The organism is Pseudomonas sp. 1121_17, from assembly GCF_052850745.1.
On the sequence record NZ_VXCX01000001.1, the window covers coordinates 41,332 to 64,293 of the forward strand.

The following is a 22,962-nucleotide window of genomic DNA, read 5'->3' on the forward strand; positions in this document are numbered from 1 at the left end:
GGCCCGTTGCCTTGCTCAGGGTGATGGCTAGCCGTTCATCCGGCGCAAGGCCGCCTGCAAGCCACCCTCCAGATCGGCCGCCTTGCCCGGCACTGGCCCATAGCGGTTGGGCAGTTTGTCGCCCGGCAGGCTCACCAGTATCAGCGGCACCACCGGCAGCACCCGGCTGAGCACCACAAGCAGGATCAGCACCGGCACGCCCTGGCCAAGATCACGCAGGCGGCGCAGCATGGCGCTGACCATCAACAGCACCATCGGCGCTGCCATCGCCGGCAGCAAGGTCATCAGGCTGCCGCAGGCGATCACCGCTAACAGATGCAGACCGAAGCCCTTGCGGTCGAGGCGGCTGTTGAGCTTCCACACCGCCCACATTGGTTCCGCCACCTGCTTGCTGTTGTTGCGCAGCATGCGCTCGGTCCAGCCCAGCAACGCCATGATCGCGCAGCGCAGGCCGGGGTCGAGGTCGACGTTGTCCTTGGCTTTCTGCAACCTACGCAACAACCGCGTTTTCGGCGGTGCGCAGTCATTGAGCAGGCTGTCGAGGGCATCCAGAGCGTCGTTGAACGGGGCGCTGGCCATCCCTTGTTTACGCAGTAGCTGCCCGCTTGGATGTGTGCACTTGCCGGCCACCAGGCTGCGGCGTAACGGCTCGTACCAGTAGTCCTCGATGTACAGCGCCTCGAGGCGATCGCGCAGGCGGGTGCGCTGGGCTTCGTCGAGGCTGCGATCGTGATAGAGCACGGCGCAGAACAGCATTTTGCCCAGTGGGTAATCGTCGAGCACCGCCGGTTCGTTTTCCAGGCAGGTCAGCAACTGCGCAGCGGTGGGCAGGCGGCTGCTGTCGAGGGCCGTGCGCAGGCTCAGCACGCGGCTGGCGAGCAGGCCTTGCAGCGGTTCGTTGTAGTCCAGCGCGGCCAGCACATCGCTGCTGCCATGTGGCCCGGCGATGGCCTGCAGCAGCGCGCTGTGCAGCGTGGCAAACGGGTGCTCGGCAGGGTAGTGCAGTTGCCCGGGCAGTTGCGGGTCGATCAACGCCAGCCAGCGGCTTGGCTGGTCGAACAACGCCAGCATGAACAGCTGCTGACGGTGCCAGGCCCACAGTGATTCGCCTGCTGCCGGCGCTGGTAGTGGCGCGCCATGGGCGGCCAGGGCTTCCTGAGCCTGCAGGGCGAACGGCCGGGTGAACATGCGGCGCATGTCGAACTGGCTATTGAGTTCATGCAGCGCCTGCTCGGGATACACCCGCATACGCCGCAGCCACTCGCGGCAGACCGGGCGGATGGCGTCTTCACCGAGCGCTTCAGGCAACTGTGCGCGTGGATCATTGGCTGTGCAGAAATCCACCAATGCCTGCACCACCGGCGACTGTTCGAGCCAGCGCAGCTGCTGCGCCGCTTGCGCCTGCAAGCCTTCGAGGATCAGGTTATCGAGAGTGTCTTCCCGCGCTGGCTCAGCGACTACCAGACGCAGCAGCTCGGCTTCACCGCGTTGCAGGGCCCAGGCCAGCCAGTACAAGCGCTGCAAGTCTGCGTCCGGCTGCTCCTGCAGCAACCAGGCCAGCAGCGGCAATTCGTCGTCACCGTCCAGGCGCCAATCGATGAATGTCGCGGCAATGTCGCCCGGTTCAAGCCGCGCCGCTTCGAGCCAGCGCGACAAAGTCTGCGGGCTCTGCGACGGGCTACCCCAGGCCTGCGCCGGGTCGGCGAGGTCGGTCGGCCAGCTGTCGCACGGGGTCTGCAGGTCGAACGCCTGGATCAGCAGCGGCAAGCGCTGCGGCTGGTGCCGTGCGCACAGGTTGAGCAGCCAGCGCTCGGCCTGCGGGTGGCGATGTTCGCGCCACAGCCGCAGCCAGCATTCCAGTGCCTGCTGTTCAGCGCCAAGCGCCTCGGCCTGGCGCGCCAGCAGATACAGCAGGTCGACATCGTCAGGCGCCTGTTGCAGTTGCTGCTGCACCTGCGCGTGCAGGGTCTGGCTGCCGATCCCGGCCTGGCAGAACTGCACCAGCAGACGTTGCAGCAGAGCCTCGTCGTTGGGGAAGGCGAGGCAGGTGTGTGCCTGCACAAACTGCTCGTACTCGAACAGCGGGCGCTGATTGAAGCAGTATTCCAGGCTGCGGAAGTACCACAGCGTCTCCAATTGCGCAGCGGGTGGCCAGTCGCGCATCAGGGCGGTATCGAACGGATCGGGTTCGCTCAGGCGCTGGAGGAATGCTTCGACCTCCTGCGGGTCTTGCAGGCGCAGCAACTGTTCAGCCCAACCCAGGCGCTGTGCCAACAGGCCGGCGCAGCGGTGCGAAATGGGCCCGCAGCTGCGCAGTTCATGCAGCAGCTGCCAGCTCAGTTGTTCCAGTTCGTCCAACGGCAGTTCGTTGAGCTCGGCGATGTAGCCCTGCCAGGCGGCGGGATCGAAACGCAGGGTGGGGTCTTCCAGCAACCGGTGAAAACCGCGCAATGCGGCTGACATCTCGTCAGCTTTGGCTTCGGTTTCGACGACTGGCGCGGCGTCGGCCTCGCTTTCACGGGCCAGGCGCAGCGCTTGTTCGTAGGCCTCGCGCAGCGCCTGGAAACCTTGCGGGTCAGTTTCCGGATGATGTGCCGGCAGCAGGCCGCGGTAGGCCTGGCGGATCAGATTGAGGTCCTGGGTCGGTTCCAGGCCAAGGCGTATCCAGCAACTCATGACCAGCAGTCCTCTTCCAGCGATGCCGGGCGTTCCGGTTCAGGTAATGGCAGATCCCAGCTGAGGCTGGCCAGCAGCTCGCTGGCACCCAGCCGCAGGTTGAGCAGGATGCAGCGGTTCCAGTGCTCATTGCCCTGGCGTTCGAGTTCGGCGGCGAGTGCCTGGTCGCTGCTGTCAGAGACGTTCCACAGCGCCTTGCCGAACAGGTAGCCGGCCAGGTAGCCGTCCCAGCTGTTGTAGTAATGGCGGGCACGCAAGGCCAGGCGGTAATGCAGGTAGAGGCTTTCTTCGGCAGTGATAAAGGACTTTTTCAGTCCGGCGCGCAGCAGAAAGCTCATCCGCCCCAGGTCCCAGGCGCGGGTGCCGCCGGGGCCGCAGTCCGGGTAGGTGCGGGCGGCGTACTGGTACTTGATCCGGTCCCGTTCGGACAGGCGCTCGAGCAGTGCTTGCCACTGGCTGGGCAAGCAACGCTGGAACTGCCAGTAGGCTTCGGACAGCTCGGTGGCGTGGCCGTTGTCAGCCATGCCGAGCATGTCCAGCAACTGCGCACGGTTGCTGATGCCCCACCAGCGTTCGAGGTCGCTCTGGTCGTCGCCCTCGTGATAGTCCGGCGCGGTGTAGCTGGCACCGTTGAGGGCAGCCATCGGTGCGGACAAGGCATGCAGCCAATGCTGCGCAGTTTCTTCCATGACACGGACTCCTGGGCCGGGGCAGAACAGGGAGGGCGGCCGGCCTTGCGGGTGGCGATTGTAAATAGCGGCCAGCACGGCGGCAAATGGCCTGCTCGGGATGGCGCTTCAGCTGACCGTTTTTCCGGCCAGACGTTCTTCCTCGCGCAGGGTCAGCACTTCATAACCGTCAGCAGTGACCGCAACGGTGTGTTCCCACTGCGCCGACAGCGCGCCGTCGCGAGTGATCACCGTCCAGCCATCTTTCAGCTCGCGGGTGCCGCGCGCGCCCTGGTTGATCATCGGCTCGATGGTGAAGACCATGCCCTGCTTGAGCTTCATGCCCATGCCGCGTTGGCCGAAATGGAGGATCTCCGGTTTTTCGTGCATCTGCTGGCCGATGCCGTGGCCGCAGTATTCGCGTACCACGCTGTAGCCGGCCGCTTCGGCGGTGCTCTGAATGGCGTGGCCGATGTCGCCCAGAGTGGCCCCCGGGCGAACTTGCTCGATGCCGCGCCAGAGCGCGTCATAAGTGGTTTCTACCAACCGCTCGGCTTCAGCGCTGATCGCGCCGATGCGGTACATCTTCGACGAGTCGGCGATATAACCGCCTTGTTCCAGGGTGATGTCGACGTTGACGATCGAGCCTTCAGCGAGCACTTCGTCAGCCTTGGGCATGCCGTGACAGACGACGTGATCGACCGAAGTGTTCAGCGAATAGGGGAAACCGTACTGGCCCTTGCTGGCCGGCCTGGCGCGCAGGGTCTGGACGATGAACGCCTCGGCGTGGTCGTTGATCTGCATGGTCGTTATGCCGGGACGGATAAAACTGTCGAGCTCGGCGAATACCTTGGCCAGCAACTGGCCGGCGCGGCGCATCAGCTCGAGTTGTTCGGCTGTCTTGAGGATGACTTGGGACATTGGCGCTTCAAAGACCTCGCTTGAATCAGGCTGCAGCATATCCCCATGGCACCCAGCCTTGCCACCGCGGCGCCGTGCCCCAGGATGGGGACGCGTGCACCAAGACGAGTCAAAAATCCCCCATGGCGGCGCATCGGCTTTCTCACCACCCCCGTCTGCACCAGCGCCGATCCTCTGTAGGAGCGGCCTCGTGTCGCGAAAGGGCCGCAAAGCGGCCCCCGGTCAAAGCCATCGCTGAAAATTGGCACAGTCCCTGCTACACCCCATCCACAACACGCCCCACTGATCAACGGCGATCAATCAGGGGCCTCACCCAGATGAGAACAGGCAAAGGCGCCTGGAGCTTCGGCTCCAGGCGTTTTTTTTGTCTTTGCGGCGGCCAACCCCGCCAACCCGTGATCGAGGATCGGCTATGCAGGCAACAGCGAACGGCGGACAACTTCAGCGACTGGTCATCGTCGGCAACGGCATGGTCGGCCATCACTGCGTCGAGCAACTGGTCGAGCGCGGCGCATTGGCGCGCTTCGAGGTGCGCGTATTCGGCGAGGAGCGTCAGCGCGCCTACGATCGCGTACACCTCTCAGAGTACTTCGCTGGCAGCGACAGCGAAGCGCTGGCCATGTGCGAGGCGGATTTCTACGATCGCCACGGCGTGCACCTGCACCTCGGCGAGGGCGTGCTCGAGATCGATCGCGAGCGCTGCGAAGTGGTCACCGCAGAGGGCCGTTATGGCTACGACCAGTTGGTCCTGGCCACCGGCTCTTATCCGTTCGTGCCGCCAGTCGAAGGCTCCAGCGGCACGTCGCGGCTGGTCTATCGCACCCTGGATGACCTTGACGCCATTCGCGCCGCCGCCAGCGGCAGCCGCCGGGGTGTGGTGGTCGGTGGCGGCCTGCTGGGCCTCGAGGCGGCCAACGCCTTAAAGTCGCTGGGCCTGGAAGCACACGTGGTGGAGTTCGCGCCGCGCTTGATGCCGGTGCAGCTCGACAGCGAAGGCGGTGCTGCCTTGAAGGCGCAGATCGAGGCGCTGGGCGTGGGGGTGCATGTGTCACGCGCCACCCAGTCGATCAGCACGGGCAGTGAGTACCGCTATCGAATGAATTTCGACGGTGGCGAGTATCTTGAAACCGACCTGATCGTGTTTTCTGCCGGTATCCGCGCACAAGACGCCCTCGGCCGCGCCTGCGGCCTGGAGATTGGTGCGCGTGGCGGGGTGGCGATCGACCACGATTGCCGCAGCAGCGACCCGCAGATCTTCGCCATCGGCGAGTGCGCCTCGTGGAATGGCAGCGTGTTCGGCCTGGTCGCGCCCGGTTACAGCATGGCGCGCAACCTTGCTGCGCTGTTGCTTGGTGAATCGTCCACCCCGTTCACCGGCGCCGACATGTCAACCAAACTCAAGCTGCTTGGGGTTGATGTCGGCTCTATCGGCGATGCCCATGGCGCGACTCACGGCGCGCGCAGTTATCGCTTTATCGACGAGGCCAACGCGGCCTATCGCCGGCTGGTGGTCGATGCCAGCGGCAAGCACGTGCTCGGCGCGGTGCTGGTTGGCGACAACAGCTACTACGACACCCTGCTGCAGTACTGCCAGAACGGCATTGCCCTGCCAGCTGATCCGGCCACGCTGATCCTGCCGCAGGGCGGCGGCGCGCCGGCGCTGGGTGCCGATGCCTTGCCCGATACGGCGACCATCTGCTCCTGCCACAACGTCAGCAAGGGCGCGGTCTGTGCAGCCATCGACAGCGGCTGCAGCGACCTCGCCGCGGTCAAGAGCTGCACCAAGGCGGCCAGCGGTTGCGGCGGTTGCGCGGCGCTGCTCAAACAGGTCTTCGAGCACGAGTTGACTGCCCGTGGGGTCACCGTCGACAAGAGCCTCTGCGAGCACTTCGGCTATACCCGCCAGGAGCTTTATGGGCTGGTCCGGGTCGAGGGCATCCGCACCTTCAATGAGCTGCTCAAGCGTTACGGTAAAGGCCATGTTGGCTGTGACATCTGCAAACCGGCGGTGGGTTCGATCCTGGCCTCATGCTGGAACCAGCCGATCATGGACGCCGCGCTGGTGCCGCTGCAGGACACCAACGACACCTTCATGGCCAACATGCAGAAAAACGGCACCTACTCGGTGGTGCCGCGCATTCCCGGTGGCGAGATAACCCCGGACAAGCTGATCGTGATCGGCCAGGTGGCGAAAAAATACGACCTCTATACCAAAATCACCGGCGGTCAGCGCATCGACCTGTTCGGCGCGCAGTTGCACGAATTGCCGCTGATCTGGGGCGAGCTGATCGCTGCGGGCTTCGAGACCGGTCACGCCTATGGCAAGTCGACGCGTACGGTCAAATCCTGCGTCGGCAGCACCTGGTGCCGCTACGGCGTGCAGGATAGCGTGGCCATGGCCCTGCGCCTGGAAGACCGCTACAAGGGCCTGCGCTCGCCGCACAAACTCAAGTTTGCCGTGTCCGGCTGCACCCGCGAGTGCGCCGAGGCGCAGAGCAAGGACATCGGCGTGATCGCCACCGACAAGGGCTGGAACCTCTACGTCTGCGGCAACGGCGGCATGCGCCCGCGGCATGCCGAGTTGTTTGCCACCGACCTCGATGACGACAGCCTGATCCGCATGATCGACCGCGTGCTGATGTTCTACATCCGCACTGCCGACAAGCTGCAGCGCACCTCGGTCTGGCGCGAGGGCCTGGAAGGTGGCCTGGATTACCTCAAGGCGGTGATCCTTGATGACAGCCTGCAGCTTGGCAGCGAGCTCGAAGCGCAGATGCAGCACGTGGTCGATCAGTATGAATGCGAATGGGCCAACGCCCTCAACGACCCGGAAAAACTCAAACGCTTCCGCACCTTCGTCAACGACCAGCGCGCTGACCCGGACGTGCACTTCGTGCGCGAACGCGAACAACGCCGGCCAGTGGCCGCGCTGCACCTGATCCCAACTGTCGAGGAGGCTGTCTGATGAACTCATCCAATGTCGCAGTAGCGCAACAACCCAACTGGCAAACGGTTTGCCAGCGCGGCGATCTGGTCGCCGATTCCGGTGTGGTGGTGTGGCTGGACGGCGAGCAGGTGGCGCTGTTCTACCTGCCTGGCCAGGCTCAGCCGCTTTATGCCGTGGCCAATCGCGACCCGCGCTCGGGCGCCAATATCATCGGCCGCGGTCTGATCGGCAGCATCGGTGGCGAGCTGACGGTGGCGGCGCCGTTGTACAAGCAGCATTTCAGCCTGCGCAGCGGGCGCTGCCTGGAAGACCCGCAGCAGGCGCTGCGGACCTGGCCGGTGCGCCTGGCAGGGGAGGCTGTCGAGGTGGCGATGCGCTAAGATGGCTGACCGACGCTGACCGCGGGCAGAGCTGCTCTTACGCATGAACCTCGACACTCGAATCAAGTACCGCCACTTGCTGTGCTTTCTGGAAATCGCCCGCCAGGGCAGCCTGGCGCGTGCGGCTGACGTTCTGGCGATCAGCCAGCCAGCGATTTCCAAGACCCTCAAGGAGCTTGAGCAGTTGCTTGAGACGCGACTGTTCGAGCGCACTCGGCTGGGCGTCGAGCTGACCACCGCCGGCACGCGCTTCATGCGCTACGCCGGCCCCAGCGTGCAGGCCCTGCGCGATGGCGTGAGCAGTGTGCGCGGCGAGGCGCGGGCGCCGTCGCAGGTGCGCATTGGCGTGCTCTCGACCGTCGAAGGCCTGCTCATGCCCGAGGCGCTGTGCCGCCTGCATCAGCGCCATCAGGCGTTGCTGATCAGCGTGAGCACCGGGGTCAGTGCGCAGTTGCTCGGCCAATTGCGCCTGGGTGAGCTGGAGTTGGTAGTCGGGCGCATGACCGACAGCCCGCAGATTCAGGGCTTGTCATTCGAGCACCTGTACAGCGAATCGATGAGTCTGGTGGTGCGTCCGGGCCATCCGCTGCTGGCGCTGCAGCCGCTCGAGCGCAGCCGGGTTGGTGACTATCCGCTGGTGTTGCCTCCGCTTGGCACCACCATCCGCCAACACGCCGACAGCCTGTTTGTGCAGTGCGGCATCCACATGCCGGCGCAACGTCTGGAGACCTTGTCGCTGGCGCTGAGCCGGCGCTACCTGCTGGGCAGCGATGCAGTCTGGGTCGCCCCGCGTGACGCGGTGCTGATCGACCTGGGCCGCGGCGAGTTGGTCGAGCTGGACCTTGGCATCTACGAACCGGGTGGCTCGGTGGGCATCTGCCGCAATGCCGCGCTGCCGCAGAGTCTTCCGGCGCAGTGGGTGTGCGAGGTGCTGCGCGAGTTGGCCGGGGAGTACCGCGAAGGGCTTTATCCCTGACGGATCTGTCATGTTTAGCAGGGCAGACATAAATAGCCACAATACCCGCCGCAGGTGGCATCTGGGCTCAATACTGGCCAGTGGCTGCAGCGTTGCCATGAACAACCTTTCACCTACTGAACTTACTGCCCGCAAGCGGCTCCTATGCCGGTAGCCATTGGTAACGACCGCCTGCTAAGCTCGCGGCTTTACCCTGATTGCCCTTATGGCGCATGAACAAGGAACTAGCATGAAACAACATCGTTTGGCGGCTGCGGTTGCCCTGGTAAGTTTGGTTCTGGCGGGCTGCGACGCTCAGACCAGCGACGTCGAGCTGAAAACCCCGGCACAGAAAGCCTCCTACGGTATCGGCCTGAACATGGGCAAGAGCCTGGCTCAGGAAGGCATGGAAGACCTTGATTCGAAAGCAGTCGCCATGGGTATCGATGACGCTGTCAGCAAGAAAGAGCAGCGCATCAAGGATGACGAACTGGTCGAGGCCTTCACCGCGCTGCAAAAGCGTGCCGAAGAGCGCCTGACCAAAGCCAGCGAAGAAGCCGCATCGGCTGGCAAGAAGTTCCTCGAAGAAAACGCCAAGAAGCAGGGCGTCGTGACCACCGCTTCCGGCCTGCAGTACGAAGTCGTGAAGAAAGCCGATGGCCCACAGCCAAAAGCCTCTGACGTTGTGACCGTTCACTACGAAGGCAAGCTGATCGATGGCAAGGTGTTCGACAGCTCGGTCGAGCGCGGCAGCCCGATCGATCTGCCGGTCAGCGGTGTGATCCCAGGTTGGGTCGAAGGCCTGCAATTGATGCACGTCGGTGAGAAATACAAGCTGTACATCCCGGCTGACCTGGCTTACGGCGCACAGAGCCCAAGCCCGCTGATCCCGGCCAACTCGGTACTGGTGTTCGACCTGGAACTGCTGGCGATCAAAGATCCGAGCAAGCTCGAAGGCGCCGAGCCGCCAGCCGAAGCTCCGGCTCAGTAAGCCTTAGCGTGTCTACAACGCCCCGTCTCGACGGGGCGTTGTCGTTTTTGCGGGCACCCAGACGAACCTCGGCCGGCATTGCTTGTCCGAGATTGGGTGGCCGGTACATGTCTGCCCGATGACGCAAAACGTTTGCGTAACTGTCACGATTGGGTAAAAAACGCCCGATCTAAGCGCGACCCTTGCCCTGTCGGCACGGGGCGGCGGAAACTGTGCCCTGTTCACAAGGTTATCCACAATAAATGTGGATAACCTCATCGCTTGGAGGCCCCATGAGTGCACCCTGGAATTTCAGCCGATTTCTGCCCCTGGCCGAGCGCCTGCTCAGCCGTGGCCGGTTGCCGGCACTGTTGTTTGCGGTCGCGCGCAAAGGTCCCAAGCTTGGCCAGCTGCGTGAAGACCTGCGCTTGATGCAGAGCCTGTGCCTGGCCTGGTGGCGCGGCGAGTACCGCGCCATCAGCCCGAAGGCGCTGGTGACCATCGTGGCCGGCCTGCTGTACTTCGTCAGCCCGCTGGATGCGATCCCCGACTGGCTGCTGGGCGTCGGCTTTCTCGATGACATCGCCGTGCTCGGCTGGGTATTGAAGACCGTGGCTGACGAATTGGGCCGTTTCAAGGCCTGGCGCGATGCCCAGACGCCGGAGCGTTTGCGCGTGGTAGAGCGCCTGCCAGACACCCCCGAGGCACTGCGCCTGGAGCGCGGTACGCCTTGAATTCAGCCTGATCTGCACAGACCCTCGCGCTTGGTCATATAATTGGCATAAAGGTTATGCCTACGGGCTACATGCAGTAGTCCTACGTGAGGGGTTTGCAATGGAAATTCAGGTCATCAGCCGGGACGATAAGCCCGAATACGCCGTCATTCCCTGGGAGCAGTATCAGGCCCTGCTGGTCGCTGCCGGCCAGGCGCCTGCGTCCAGCCCTGCCAAGGCAGAGCAGACGCTAGCAGAGCCTGCTGCAGCGCCTGCCAGCCTGCCAGCAATCAGCGAGTTGGCCCGCCTGCGTGAAGCCAAGGGCCTGGCCCCTGAGGCGCTGGCGCGCAGCGTCGGCATCAGCCCGGCCTACCTGGCCATGATCGAAGCCGGTGAGCGTGAAGCGGGTGCGCCGATCCTGCGCAGCCTGGCCTGGCACCTGGGTATTGCTGGCTGGAGCGAGCCGTCATGAGTGGCGTCAGGATCAGTCGCCAGCAATGGGACGGGCTGCTCGGCGAGCTGGACATGGCCCGCCGCCAGCGCCACCTGCTGACCTACCGTGCCCTGCTCGAGCGTCTGCAGCTGCCAACCCCGGCCATGCAGACGCTGACCGCTGCGCTGGAGCATCTGGCCGCCATCGACGCACGCGCCGAACAGCCGCTGCGCAGCTCGCTGGTAATCAGCCAGGGCGCAAGCCGCCTGCCGCGTACCGGCTTTTTCGAATGTGCCGAGCGCCTGGGCAGGTTTACCGGGCCGGTCGATGGCATGGAAGCAGCCTCCTGGCACGCCTCGGAAGTGGCCAGGGTATTCGAGCACCCCTATTCAGAAGAAGCCTGAGCGCCGCAGCGCGTTTGTCTGAGCAAACTGCAGACAAAGAAAAGGGGGTGGACATTCTAGGCGTCCACCCCCTTTTTTTGCGACTGGCGTCAGCCGGCGGTCACTTCTTGGCTACCGACGAGCTCAGGCTCAGGTAATCAAGCAGGATACGCCCGGTTTCGGCCAGGTAGGCGTCGTCTTCCGGTTTGGTGTTTTCATCTTCCACCGGCAGGGCGTCTTCGTCTTCTTTCTTCAGTTCCTTGAGCGGCTCTTCACCCTTGGCCTTGCGGCGGATGTTTTCCAGGGCCAGTTGCTTGCCCTCGATCTCATCGTGGCGGGCGCGACGGGTCTGCTCGTTGAGGCTGACACTCTTCTCGCTCATCAGCTTCTGGCTCAGGGCCAGGCGGTCACGGATGTAGGTGAACTCGGCATCCTTGGCGCTACGGGCGTCGTGGCGGGCTTTCAGCTCGGTGAGGAACGGCTTGAACGGGTCCACGGCAGGCTTGATCGCCGGCTTGATGGTGTCCCATGGCATGGCCTCGGGCAGGGCGCTCTCGCCGATTTCCTTGGTGTCGATGATCGACGGGTAATCGATATCCGGCAGCACGCCCTGATGCTGAGTGCTCTGTCCGGAAACCCGGTAGAACTTGGCCAGGGTCAGTTTCAGCTCACCATGGTTGAGCGGCTGGATGGTCTGCACGGTGCCTTTGCCGAAGGTCTGGCCACCGATGATCAAGGCGCGGTGGTAGTCCTGCATGGCGCCGGCAAAAATCTCCGAAGCCGAGGCCGAGAGACGGTTGACCAGCAGCGTCAGCGGACCTTTGTAGAACGCGCCGCGGTTTTCATCTTCAAGCACATCGACGCGGCCATCGCTGTTGCGTACCAGCACGGTCGGGCCTTTGTCGATGAACAGGCTGGTCAGCTCGGTGGCTTCCTGCAGCGAGCCGCCCCCATTGTTGCGCAGGTCGATGACCACGCCGTCGACTTTCTCGTTCTGCAGTTCGGTGAGCAGTTTCCTGACGTCGCGCGTGGTGCTCTTGTACTCAGGATCGCCGGCACGGTAGGCCTTGAAATCGAGGTAGAAGGCCGGGATCTCGATGATCCCCAGCTTGTAGTCACGGCCATCCTGCTTGAGCTTGAGCACCGACTTTTTCGCCGCCTGCTCCTCAAGCTTGACTGCTTCGCGGGTGATCGAAACGATTTTGCTGGTCTGGTCGCTCGGCGCATTGCTGGCCGGGATGACTTCAAGACGCACCACCGAACCTTTCGGGCCGCGGATCAGCTTGACCACTTCGTCCAGACGCCAGCCGACCACGTCGACCATTTCCTTGTTGCCCTGGGCCACACCGATGATCTTGTCGGCCGGGGCGACCTGTTTGGTCTTGGCGGCTGGGCCGGCCGGTACCAAACGGACGATCTTGACCTGATCGTTGTCATTCTGCAGCACCGCACCGATGCCTTCGAGCGACAGGCTCATGTTGATGTCGAAGTTTTCGGCGTTGTCCGGCGACAGGTAATTAGTGTGCGGGTCGTAGGACTGGGCGAAGGTGTTGATGTAGGCCTGGAAGATGTCTTCGGCACGGGTCTGGTCAAGCCGCGCAAGTTGGTTCTTGTAGCGCTTGATCAGGGTTTCCTGGATCTGCTTGAAGTCCTTGCCGGCGATCTTCTGGCGCAGTACTTCATCCTTGACGCGTTTGCGCCAGAGGTCGTCCAGCTCGGCGTCGTTTTTCAGCCATGGCGCGTCTTTGCGATCGACCAGCAGCGACTCGTCAACACTGAAGTCGATCTTGTCGACGCCCTTGTTGAGTTCGGCCAGGGCAAAGTCCAGGCGGGCTTTGACGCGGTTCAGGTAACGCTTGTAGATGGTGAAGCCCGGATCGAGATTGCCGCTCTTGAGGAAATCGTCGAACTGGGTCTTCCACTTGTCGAACTCGGCGATGTCCGAGGCCGTGAAGTAGCTGCGCGATGGATCGAGCAGCTTGATATAGCTGTCGTAGATGATCACCGAACGGGCGTCATCCAGTGGCGGCTTGCTGTAGTGGTGGCGCTTGAGCAGCTCGACCACATTGAGACTGGCAACCACCTCATCCCGGTCTGGCTGCAGGCTTTCCCACTTGTTGGCGGCGGCCGCATTGCCGCCAAGCGTCAGGCTGCCAACGCCAATGAGCAGGGCGAGGGCGGTGCTGGGCAGAAAATGCTTCATGCTGATTCGACGTAAAGGCAATTGATCACGCATAGTAGGCCGTCTATTCCGTTCGCCGGTTCCATGGAGCCGGGCAAATACTGCAAAAAGCCCGGGGCAAGGCGATCCCGGGCTCAGTCATGACTCAACTATGGAGGCACTGTGAAGGCATTGCAAGGCGTTGACGGACATGTGGAGTGGGTCGAGGCCGAGCGCCCGACCTGTGATGCCGGCCAGGTACGCATTCGCGTAGCCGCGGCAGGCCTGAATCGGGCGGATATGCTCCAGATCGCGGGCAATTACCCACCGCCGCCGGGCGCCAGCCCGTACCTGGGGCTGGAATGTTCCGGGATCATCAGTGAAGTCGGCCCCGGCACCGACTGGCGCGTCGGCGAGCGCGTCTGTGCGCTGCTGGCGGGCGGTGGCATGGCCGAGGAAGTGGTGGTCGATGCTCGCCACGTGCTGCCGGTGCCAGAGGGCCTGAGCCTGCACGAAGCGGCGGCGATCCCCGAGGTGTATGCCACGGCCTGGCTGAATATCTTCCAGCTCGGCGGGCTCAAGCCTGGGGAAAAACTGCTGGTGCATGCCGGCGCCAGTGGCGTCGGCTCGGCGGCGATTCAACTGTGCAAGGCGCTGGGTAATCCGGTCTGGGTCAGCGTCGGCTCGCCAGAGCGGCTGGCCTACTGCGAGGCGCTGGGCGCTGCCGGTGGGGTGGTGCGCAATGCCAACCTCGATGACCTCAAGCAACTGGGCCCGTTCGACGTGATCCTTGACCCGGTTGGCGCCAGCTACGGCCCGCTCAATGTCGAGCTGCTGGCCCGCGACGGGCGCTGGGTGATGATCGGCTTGATGGGCGGGCGCAAGGTCGAACTGGACCTGGCACAGATTCTCGGCAAGCGCCTGCAGCTGACCGGCTCGACCTTGCGCAATCGCCATGACGACTTCAAGGCCGAATTGCTCAAGGAGCTCGGCCAGCAGGTCTGGCCGTTGTTCACCGATGGCCGGCTCAAGGCGCAACTGGTGGACACCTATCCGGTCGCGTTCGCCGAGGCCGCCTACGCCGAGCTTGCGACCAATCAGGTCTCCGGCAAGCTGGTGCTGGTGATCGACCAGACGCTGGCCTGAGTCAGCCATGCCGGGGCTACGGCCCCGGCTGTTTCACTTCCAGGCGAGGATCGGCCAGCCATGCTGCTCGGCATGGGCGCGCAGGACCGGGTCCGGGTTGACTGCCTTGGGATGATCGACCTTGAGCAGCAGCGGCAGGTCATTGCGCGAGTCCGAATAGAAACTCGCGTCCTCGAGGTTTTCCTGCTCCTGATCCAGCCACTCCAGCAGCCGGGTGACCTTGCCCTCGCGGTAGGTCAGCACGCCGTGAGTGTTGCCGGTGTACACGCCATTGATCGCTTCCAGCTCAATCGCCAGATACTCGTCTACACCCAAGCGCGCTGCAATCGGCCCGACCAGGTGGGTGCCAGAAGCCGAGATGATCAGCACCCGATCACCTTGCTTGCGGTGCTCGGCAATGCAGTGGCAGGCGTCGCCGAAGATGATCGGCTCGATCACATCTTCCACCCATGGCTCGACCAGGTGCGCCAGCTCCTCCAGTGTGCGCCCGGCAACCGGCTCGAGGCTGAAGGCCATGTAGTCTTCCATGGCCATCTCACCCTTGTTGTACGCTTCCATCATCTCGCGGTCACGGCGCAGAAACGACTCGCCATCGACCCAGCCCAGCCGCACCATGTGCTCACTCCACAGCGACGCGCAGTCGCCATGGATCAAGGTTTCATCCAGATCGAAAATTGCCAAAGCCATCGGTACTTCTCCTGAACTACTTCTATGCCACTTCGCGTAGCGCCGTTGGGTCGATAGCCAAGGATACCCGTTGACCGTCCGCATGCAGATCCTCTGACGAGCGATTGAGCACGTCAACCACCAGTTCGACCTCGCGCACCTCGACCCGATAGCGGATGACGTTGCCGAGCAGGCTATGGCTGCGCACCTGGCCGTCCAGTTCGCCGGTGAGACCCAGGCTGATCGACTCGGGGCGGATCGCCAGGCGGCTGCTGACCGGGCGTTGCAACAGGCGGCTGGCGCTGTCGGCATCGAGCAGGTTGTAGTTGCCGATAAAGCCTGCGGCAAACAGGTCCACCGGCGCGGTATAGAGGGTTTCGGCGTCGCCACTCTGCACGATCCGACCCTGGTTCATCAGGAAGATGCGGTCGGACATGGTCAGCGCCTCTTCCTGGTCGTGGGTGACGAAGATCGTGGTCAGCCCAAGCTCGCGCTGAATCGCCCGAATCTGCTCGCGCAGGTGCTTGCGAATGCGTGCATCCAGTGCTGACAGTGGCTCATCCAGCAGTAACAGGCGCGGCCTGGTCACCAGCGATCGGGCCAGCGCCACCCGCTGGCACTGGCCGCCCGACAACTGATGCGGATAGCGCCCGGCAAAGCTGCCCAGCTCGACCAGCTCGAGCACTTCGCGCACCCGCGTGCGGCTTTCTTCAGCGGGGGTTTTCTGCATGCGCAAACCAAAGGCGACGTTTTGCTCGACGGTCATGTTGGGGAACAGTGCATAGCTCTGAAAGACCATGCCGATGCCGCGTTTTTGCGGGCTCAGCGGCACCAGGTCGTGGCCGTCGAGGAGGATCCGGCCGCTGTCGACCGGGGTCAGGCCGGCAATGCAGCGCAGCAAGGTCGACTTGCCGCAACCGGACGGGCCGAGCAGGGTGACGAATTCGCCGCGCTGGATCTGGCAGTCGATATCGTCGAACACCGGGCTGCCGGCGTAACTCTTTTGCAGTTTCTCTACGCTGACGAAGCTCATCTCAGGGTTTGTCCTTGTTCAAGCGATTGGCCACCCAGGTCAACACCAGGACGAAGGCGAAATAGGAAATCACCAGCGCGCTGTTGAAGTGGCCGCTGCTGTTGCGCATGTTGTTCAGGTACACCTGCAGCGTTTCGTAGCGTGTGCCGACCAGCAGGTTGGCGAACACGAACTCGCCGAACAAAAACGAGAACGACAGCAACAGCGCCACCATCAGGCCCTTGCGCAGGTTTGGCAGCACCACCAGAAACGCCGCCTGCCAGGTGCTGGCGCCGAGCAGTTGGGCAGCGTCCATCAGGTCGCGCAGGTTGATCGCTTGCAGGTTGTTGGTGATGGCCCGGTACATGAACGGCAGCGCTACAGTGAAGTAGCAGCCGATCAGAATCCACGGCGTGCCGACCATCGCCATCGGCCCGCTGCCATACAGCTGCAGCAAGCCCACCGACGACACCACCGGCGGTACCGCAAACGGCAGCAGGATGAGGATGTTCATCAGCGCGTCCAGCCGCGGAAAGTGGTAATGCACCACAAACAGCAACGGCAGGATCAGCACCACCGACAACAGCAGCGCGCCGACGCACACCAGCAGCGACTGGCCGAAGGCGGCCAGAAAGCGCGGCTCGCTCCACAGCGCCACGTACCATTTGAAAGTAAGGCCGCTGGGCAACAGGCTCGCCGACCAGCTGGTCGACAGCGAGTAGAGCAGGGTGCCGGCCAGCGGCAGCAGCAGGATCAAAAACAGCAGGTAGACCATGGCGCGGTGGTACCAGCCGCCAGGGCGGGATTCAGCGCGCATGGTAGCTCCTCTTCAGCAGCCATTGATGGACCACCGTGACCAGCGTCATCAGCCCCACCAGCACCATCGCCAGGGCGCTGGCCAGGTTCGGGTCGAGGCTGATGTCACCCGCCACCAGCGCCGCGATGCGGATCGGCAGCACGTTGAAATTGCCCGTAGTCAGTGCATAGACCGTGGCGTAGGCACCGAGGGCATTGGCCAGCAGAATCACGAAAGTGCCGAGCAGCGCCGGGGTCAGCACCGGCAGGCCGATGTGCCGCCAGAATTGCCAGTGGCTGGCGCCGAGCAGCGCTGCAGATTCGCGCCAGTCTTCGCGCAGGGCATCGAACGCCGGGTACAGCAACAACACGCCGAGCGGGATCTGGAAGTAGGTGTACACCAGTATCAAACCGGTCTTGGAGTAGATGCTGAAGTCTTCGAGCAAGCCGATCTGCTTCAGCAGCAAGGTCAGTGCGCCGTTGAAGCCGAGCAGAATGATGAAGGCGAAGGCCAGCGGCACTCCGGCGAAGTTGCTGGTCATGTTGGCGAAGGCACTGACGAAGTCGCGCAGCTTCGAGTCGACCTGGCGCAGCGAATAGGCACCAAGGGTGGCAATGATGATGCCGAACAGGCTCGACCAGAAGCTGATCTCCAGGCTGCGCTGCAGCGCCTGCAGATAAAACTTGGAGGCGAACACCTTGCCGAAGTTGTCCAGGCTCCAGCCGCCCTCGGCTTGCACGCTGTTAATTGCCACCCAGCCCAGCGGCGCGATCTGGAATACCAGAAAGAACAGCGCGAACGGCAGCAGGCAGAGCATGGCCAGGTAGCGCCCGCGGGTGCCGGCCATCACGACAGCAGCTCGCGGCAAACGCTTTTGTCATGGGCGGCGCCGAGCAGCTCGCAGATCGTTCCGCACAGCTCGGTCTGCAGCGGCTTGGCATTCTGGTCGAGGCTGAAGGCGCTGCCGAAGACGAACAGCGGCACCTCGCGCTCCTCGGCCAGCAGGCCATTGTGCGAGCGGTCGTTGTTCATGCCATGGTCGGCGGTCACCAGCACCTGATATCTCTCTTCGAGCCAGCGCGGCAGGTAGTCGGCCAAGAGGATGTCGGCGCCGCGCGCGGCATTGCGGTACTGGCTGCTGTCGAGGCCATGACGATGGCCGGCATCGTCGATGTTCATCGGGTGCACCAGCAAGAAATTCGGGGCGTGGCGGCGGCGCAGGTACTCGGCGTCGGCCAGCAGGTGCGAGTCGGGGTAGTGATCGGCGTAGTAGAACAGCCCATGCTGGATCGGCAGCTTCGGCGCATGGGTGTGGCGGTCGCGCAGCGGGTCGAACGGCGAGCGGTTGTACAACTCGCTCATCCAGTGATACGCGGCGGCAGCAGTGCCCAGGCCTGCCTCGCGGGCGTAGTGAAACACGCTGCGCTGGTTGGACAGGCGGTTGACGTTGTTGTGGACGATGCCGCTTTCCAGTGGTGGTACGCCGGTGAGGATGCATTCGTACAGCGGCCGCGACAGCGACGGCAGCTCGCACTGGACCCGGTACAGCGCGGCGCGGTCAGCCTCGACGTAAGCGTGCAGGTGGCCCATCGCATGGTGGGCGACCTCGTGGTTGAGGCCGTCGAGCAGGACGAGAATGACGTTGTGTGGCATGGAGACTCCACGGCAGGTGGATCACACGGTGGGGTTGCCCTCTGCCCCGCTGTTACGGTGCAGAGAGCTGTTCAGAGCATTACCCAAGCAAGCGTCATTCCATCTCGATGATGACCTGCTCCTGCCATTTTTGCGGCAGCGCCTTGGAGGTGGTCTCCCAGGCTGTGGCGTCCTTGATTGGCTGGGCCGGCGCGTACTGCTCGTTGGGCAGCAGCTTGGCCTGTACATCAGCCGGCAGCTTCAGGTGCTCGGCACGGATCGGCCGCGCGTGGCCGTTGGCCAGGTTGATCTGGCCGGCGTCGCTGAAGATGTATTCGCGAGCCAGCTTGGCCGCGTTGGGGTTTTTGGCGTACTTGTTGATGATGGTGGTGTAGCCCGAGGTAATCGAGCCGTCAGCCGGGATCAACACCTCGAAGCGCTCAGGGTCGATCTGCTGGCGGTAGCTCAGGCCATTGAAGTCCCAGACCACGCCGACTTCCACTTCGCCTTTCTCCAGGGTCTGGATGGTCGGGTTGGCCAGCGACAGGCGTTTCTGCTGAGCCAGCTTGGTGAACAGCTGCAGGCCTGGCTCGATGTTGCGTTCATCACCCTTGTAGGCGATGGCCGCAGCGAGCACGCCGTTGGCCGCCTGGGCTGCGGTGCCGACGTCACCGATGGCGACCTTGTACTTGCCCTTCTCGAGGTCGTGCCAGGTTTTTGGCCGCTCGCCTTCCTTGACCAGCTGCTTGTTGATGATGAAAGCAATGGTGCCGGTGTAGGCCAGCGCCCAGTGGCCGTCCTGGTCCTTGGCCCAGGTCGGTACCTGATTCCAGGTGCTTGGCTTGTACGGCTGGCTCACGCCCTTGGCCACGGCGATCGGGCCAAAGGCGGCACCGACGTCACCGATGTCGGCGCTGGCGTTGTCCTTTTCCGACTCGAACTTGGCGATTTCCTGCGCCGAGCTCATGTCGGTGTCCATGTGCTTGAGGCCGTACTTGCTGGCCAGGTCATCCCAGGTGGCTTTCCAGTTGGCCCACGCATCGGGCATGCCCACGCTGTTCACCGCGCCTTCCTTGCGGGCTGCATCTTCCAGTGTCTTGAGGTCGTCGGCGGCCATTGCCGAGGTGCACAGGGCGATGGCCGAACCGAGCAATGACGCCATGAAAAACTGTTTCATCCGAAGCTCCTTGGGTGGGAATGCCTTGCAGGCGATATGAGGATGCAAACCGTGCGCGTGACGTAAGTGGTCTAGGTCAGCAAACCTTGCGCCAAGGTAGGCTGCCAGCGTGACAGTTTGATGTAGGACAGCGCCTTGGCCGGCCTACCGGGATGCCTGAAAATACAGCGTAGACCAGATCCCAGGCCTTGATTCGCCTGGCCTGATGCATTTTCAATGACACCCTTGAGCGGCTTCTGTAACCGGATGTTCATGGCCTGTGCCTAGGCTTGCACTATCCTCCAGTTGCCCTGTGGTGGGGCTGGACTAGTCCAGATAGGTAACCTTTGATGCAAGCGACGCCAGCGCGCGCGGTAACAGTCATCTGTCATGCCCTGCAGGAGCAGATCGAACACGGCCTGCTGGCGCCGGGCGGCAAACTGCCGGCCGAGCGCAAACTCAGTGAAGTCTTCGCCACCACGCGCATCACCCTGCGCGAAGCACTGCTGCAGCTGGAGGCACAGGGTTTGATCTATCGCGAAGAGCGCCGTGGCTGGTTCGTTGCGCCGCAGCGGTTAAGCTATGACCTGATTGCCCGTAGCCACTTCCACGCGATGGTTCGCGAGCAGGGGCGGGTGCCGGCCACCGAGCTGTTGTCGGCGCGCCTGCAGCCGGCCTCGGCGGCGATCTGCGCGCGCTTGCGCCTGCCGGGGTTGTCCAGCGTGGTGCAGATCTGCCGGGTCCGGCGGATTGACGGGCGCGCGGTGCTGTATACCGAGCACTACCTGGCGCCAGCGTACTTCCCGCAGATTCTCGAGCAGGACCTCAGTCAGTCGCTGACCGAGATCTACGCTCGCGAGTATCAGATTGAATATGGCCGGGTCTGCTTCGAGATCCTGCCCACCGCGCTGCCTCTGGCCGCCGCCAGTGCGCTAAAGATCTCGGCGGGCAGCCCTGGCTTGCAGGTAACCCGGGTCAACTGCGATCAGCAGGGACATCTGATCGACTGCGACCTGGAGTACTGGCGCCATGATGCAGTACGGATCAGGGCGGAGGCGGGGTAGTTGGTTTCCATGCAGAGCTGCATGCTGGAAGACACCTTACGGTGCCTCCCAAAAGATTTATAGGCAATTATAGAGCGATTATAGAGACGGCTTTGCTGCTGGCGTTTCGCCGGCAACCGCTTCGCTCAGCCCGCCGCCTCCTGCTGTGACCACTTGCACCGACAAGCGCGGCATCGCCAGGTCCAGGCCGGCCTCATCAAGCTGGCGTTTGAGCGCTAGGTTGAACGCCCGCGACACTTCCCACTGCTTGATCGGAGCAGTCTTGAAGCGCGCCCGCAGGATCGCCTGGCCAGCCTCGAAGCTTTCCACCCCTTGCAACTCCAGTGGCGACCAGATGTTGCGGCGCATCAGCGGGTCGCTGCGCAGGGTCTGGCCGACCTCACGGATCAGGGTGATGGCCTTGTCGATGCTCATGCCGTGAGGCACGGCCACGCGGAAGATCGCGTAGCCGAACTCACGTGAGTAGTTCTTGATGCTCTTGATTTCGCTGAACGGGATGGTATGCACGATGCCATCGATATCGCGCAGGCGCACGGTGCGGATGGTCAGGCCCTCGACGGTGCCCAGGTGGCCGCCGACTTCGACATAGTCGTCGATGGCCAGTGAGTCTTCGATGATGATGAACAGCCCGGTGATCAGGTCGGCGACCAGCGACTGCGCACCAAAGCCGATGGCCAGGCCGATGACACCGGCACCGGCCAGCAGCGGCGTGACGTTCATGCCCATGTTGGCCAGGGCGACAATCACCGCAATGATGAAGATGGCCACGAACATGACGTTGCGGATCAGCGGCATCATGGTCTGCGCGCGGGCGTTGGCCAGACCACGGCGCGAGCGCACCAGCGCATGATGCACCGCCGTGTCGGCGAGGATCCACACCAGCCAGGCGGCGATCAGGGTGCCGGCCAGGCCGAGCAGACGCAGGCTGACGTCATGCCCTTCGCCTTCGGCAAAGCCGATCATCGACAGGCCCCAGACGCGCAGGCCAAGCTCGATGAACGCCAGCCAGATCAGCACATGCAGCAGGGCGTAGCCAAAGTTGCGCAAGCGCTCGGCATACACCGCCTGACGGCGATTGATCCGCTTCGGGTTGGCCGCGTGGCGGCGCACCAGGCCATTGACCACCATGCACACCACCACCAGCACGGTGCACATCAGCGACTGGCGCAGGGCCGTGCTGGTATCGCCAGCGGAAACGAAGGTGGCCACCAGCGAGATCGCCACCAGAATCATTGCCGGAATGAACCAGAAGCTGCCGAGAATCTCGATGGTGTCACTCAGGGTGCGCCGGTTCAGCCGACGCGACAGTGGCTGGTTGCGAATCAGGTGGGCAATCGGGCGGCGGAAGCGCAGCACGAACAATCCGGTGCACAGCGCCGCCAGCACGTTGGCCATGGTCGCCAGAGCGTGGGCCAGATGGGGGCCCAGCGCTGCGGTCAGGCGCGGGTCGTTCATCGCTTCGCCAAACGCCGCGAAACTGCCGATCAGCCACAGCGGGCGAAACGCCTGATGCCGCAGAATATGCAGGGCGCGGTGGCGGTGCGGGCCATCGAGCAGGGAGAAGGCAATCACGCAGATCGCCGAGAAGCAGGTGCCCACTACCAACGCGTAAGCCAGCACCATCGCCATCGATTTGCCCAGCGATGGGGGCAGGGCGAAGCTCAGGTAGACGGTGATGATCAGTGCTACCAGCCAAGGCCCCAGTTTGCGCAAGGCAAACAACACCAGGTCACCGGTGCGCGGGTGTTGCGGCAGCTCAGCCTTGAGACCGAAGCGCAGGCGCACGCGCTGACCTATCCAGTTGAACAGCATGGCCAGCAAGCTCCACACCGCAATCACAGCCGCGAAGCCGAACAGAATTGCCGGCCACTGCTGCACCGGCACCATCAGCGCGCTGAGCTCATCCTGAGCCTGATTGATTTCCAGCGACCAACGCCGAAACGGGCTTTCATCGCCGCTGAACTGCTTTTCAATGTCATGCAGGGCGCCGCTGATGAGCCCGAGCACACCTTGTTCCGGGTTGGCCTGGGTCTGTTTGCTGGCATCACGGAGTTTTTTCAGGTCGGCCAGCAGCTTGCTGCGTTGCTGGTCGTTTTCGAGGTTCTTGATCACCTCGTCCAGCGACTTTGCCAGCGGCTCGCTGGCTTGCGGTTGTGCCGGCGCGTTCGAGCCGAGCAGGCCGGGAATGCCGGCGGCATAACTCGGCGTGATGAACAGCAACAGCAGCAGGGTCAGGCAACGCAGGAAGACAGGCACCGGAAAAACTACCTCAGGACAATCGAT

At 63.4% G+C, this 22,962-nt stretch carries 20 protein-coding genes; 9 read left to right on the plus strand and 11 right to left on the minus strand.

Annotation, left to right across the window (positions count from 1 at the left end; translation table 11 throughout):
• Positions 1-27 precede the first annotated feature (27 nt).
• The 3 genes from FW789_RS00215 to map all read right to left on the minus strand — a co-directional run bounded on the left by FW789_RS00215 (position 28) and on the right by map (position 4,265).
• Positions 28-2,676 (minus strand): molecular chaperone DnaJ, encoded by a 2,649-nt coding sequence (locus FW789_RS00215; protein WP_446430720.1) that lies wholly within the window; start codon positions 2,674-2,676, stop codon positions 28-30.
• Complete coding sequence (locus tag FW789_RS00220; protein WP_207073657.1) at positions 2,673-3,365, minus strand: DUF1266 domain-containing protein; 693 nt, start codon at positions 3,363-3,365, stop codon at positions 2,673-2,675. The genes FW789_RS00215 and FW789_RS00220 overlap by 4 nt, the downstream gene beginning before the upstream one ends.
• 108 nt (positions 3,366-3,473) lie before the next feature.
• A complete protein-coding gene (gene map / locus FW789_RS00225; RefSeq protein WP_446430721.1) occupies positions 3,474-4,265 on the minus strand; it encodes a type I methionyl aminopeptidase in 792 nt (263 codons plus the stop codon).
• A 412-nt stretch (positions 4,266-4,677) separates the two neighbouring features.
• On the opposite strand from map, the gene nirB reads away from it, so the two are divergent.
• The 7 genes from nirB to FW789_RS00260 all read left to right on the plus strand — a co-directional run bounded on the left by nirB (position 4,678) and on the right by FW789_RS00260 (position 11,067).
• Entirely contained in the window at positions 4,678-7,230 is a 2,553-nt protein-coding gene (nirB, locus tag FW789_RS00230; protein ID WP_446430722.1) for a nitrite reductase large subunit NirB, read from the plus strand.
• Positions 7,230-7,592, plus strand: a complete 363-nt coding sequence (nirD, locus tag FW789_RS00235; RefSeq protein WP_103438249.1) for a nitrite reductase small subunit NirD — start codon at positions 7,230-7,232, stop codon at positions 7,590-7,592. The genes nirB and nirD overlap by 1 nt, the downstream gene beginning before the upstream one ends.
• 43 nt (positions 7,593-7,635) lie before the next feature.
• A complete protein-coding gene (gene pcaQ, locus FW789_RS00240) occupies positions 7,636-8,568 on the plus strand; it encodes a pca operon transcription factor PcaQ (protein ID WP_101321705.1) in 933 nt (310 codons plus the stop codon).
• 229 nt (positions 8,569-8,797) lie between these two features.
• A complete protein-coding gene (locus FW789_RS00245; protein ID WP_446430723.1) occupies positions 8,798-9,538 on the plus strand; it encodes an FKBP-type peptidyl-prolyl cis-trans isomerase in 741 nt (246 codons plus the stop codon).
• Between the two features lie 272 nt (positions 9,539-9,810).
• A complete protein-coding gene (locus FW789_RS00250) occupies positions 9,811-10,251 on the plus strand; it encodes a YkvA family protein (RefSeq protein WP_101321703.1) in 441 nt (146 codons plus the stop codon).
• A gap of 100 nt (positions 10,252-10,351) precedes the next feature.
• Positions 10,352-10,702: a helix-turn-helix domain-containing protein gene (locus FW789_RS00255; protein ID WP_103438248.1), complete on the plus strand. Its 351-nt coding sequence runs from the start codon at positions 10,352-10,354 to the stop codon at positions 10,700-10,702.
• Positions 10,699-11,067: a hypothetical protein gene (locus FW789_RS00260; RefSeq protein WP_103438247.1), complete on the plus strand. Its 369-nt coding sequence runs from the start codon at positions 10,699-10,701 to the stop codon at positions 11,065-11,067. Before FW789_RS00255 ends, FW789_RS00260 begins: the two co-directional genes overlap by 4 nt.
• Positions 11,068-11,167: 100 nt before the next feature.
• Here FW789_RS00260 and FW789_RS00265 read toward each other — a convergent pair whose 3' ends face one another.
• Complete coding sequence (locus FW789_RS00265; RefSeq protein ID WP_181003816.1) at positions 11,168-13,249, minus strand: carboxy terminal-processing peptidase; 2,082 nt, start codon at positions 13,247-13,249, stop codon at positions 11,168-11,170.
• A gap of 141 nt (positions 13,250-13,390) precedes the next feature.
• Here FW789_RS00265 and FW789_RS00270 point away from each other — a divergent pair, with 141 nt between their 5' ends.
• Entirely contained in the window at positions 13,391-14,353 is a 963-nt protein-coding gene (locus tag FW789_RS00270; RefSeq protein WP_103438245.1) for an NAD(P)H-quinone oxidoreductase, read from the plus strand.
• Between the two features lie 33 nt (positions 14,354-14,386).
• Here the strand turns inward: FW789_RS00270 and FW789_RS00275 are convergent, their stop codons facing one another.
• The 6 genes from FW789_RS00275 to FW789_RS00300 form a co-directional block, all read right to left on the minus strand.
• Positions 14,387-15,040 (minus strand): HAD family hydrolase, encoded by a 654-nt coding sequence (locus FW789_RS00275; RefSeq protein ID WP_186701516.1) that lies wholly within the window; start codon positions 15,038-15,040, stop codon positions 14,387-14,389.
• A gap of 22 nt (positions 15,041-15,062) precedes the next feature.
• Positions 15,063-16,052, minus strand: a complete 990-nt coding sequence (locus FW789_RS00280; RefSeq protein ID WP_186701517.1) for an ABC transporter ATP-binding protein — start codon at positions 16,050-16,052, stop codon at positions 15,063-15,065.
• Between the two features lies 1 nt (position 16,053).
• On the minus strand, positions 16,054-16,848 hold the full coding sequence (locus FW789_RS00285) for an ABC transporter permease (protein WP_103438242.1): 795 nt from the start codon (positions 16,846-16,848) through the stop codon (positions 16,054-16,056).
• Complete coding sequence (locus FW789_RS00290; protein ID WP_411562706.1) at positions 16,838-17,674, minus strand: ABC transporter permease; 837 nt, start codon at positions 17,672-17,674, stop codon at positions 16,838-16,840. The genes FW789_RS00285 and FW789_RS00290 overlap by 11 nt, the downstream gene beginning before the upstream one ends.
• The gene (locus FW789_RS00295; RefSeq protein WP_446430724.1) at positions 17,674-18,480 is read right to left on the minus strand and encodes an alkaline phosphatase family protein; all 807 of its coding nucleotides are present in this window, start codon (positions 18,478-18,480) and stop codon (positions 17,674-17,676) included. The genes FW789_RS00290 and FW789_RS00295 overlap by 1 nt, the downstream gene beginning before the upstream one ends.
• Before the next feature lie 94 nt (positions 18,481-18,574).
• Complete coding sequence (locus FW789_RS00300; protein WP_186701519.1) at positions 18,575-19,636, minus strand: ABC transporter substrate-binding protein; 1,062 nt, start codon at positions 19,634-19,636, stop codon at positions 18,575-18,577.
• Between the two features lie 329 nt (positions 19,637-19,965).
• Between FW789_RS00300 and FW789_RS00305 the strand changes: the two genes are divergently transcribed.
• A complete protein-coding gene (locus FW789_RS00305) occupies positions 19,966-20,679 on the plus strand; it encodes a UTRA domain-containing protein (protein ID WP_101321692.1) in 714 nt (237 codons plus the stop codon).
• A gap of 78 nt (positions 20,680-20,757) precedes the next feature.
• Here FW789_RS00305 and FW789_RS00310 read toward each other — a convergent pair whose 3' ends face one another.
• Positions 20,758-22,935 carry a mechanosensitive ion channel domain-containing protein gene (locus FW789_RS00310; protein WP_207073664.1) on the minus strand — a complete coding sequence of 726 codons (2,178 nt, stop codon included), beginning with the start codon at positions 22,933-22,935 and terminating at the stop codon, positions 20,758-20,760.
• Between the last annotated feature and the right edge of the window lie 27 nt (positions 22,936-22,962).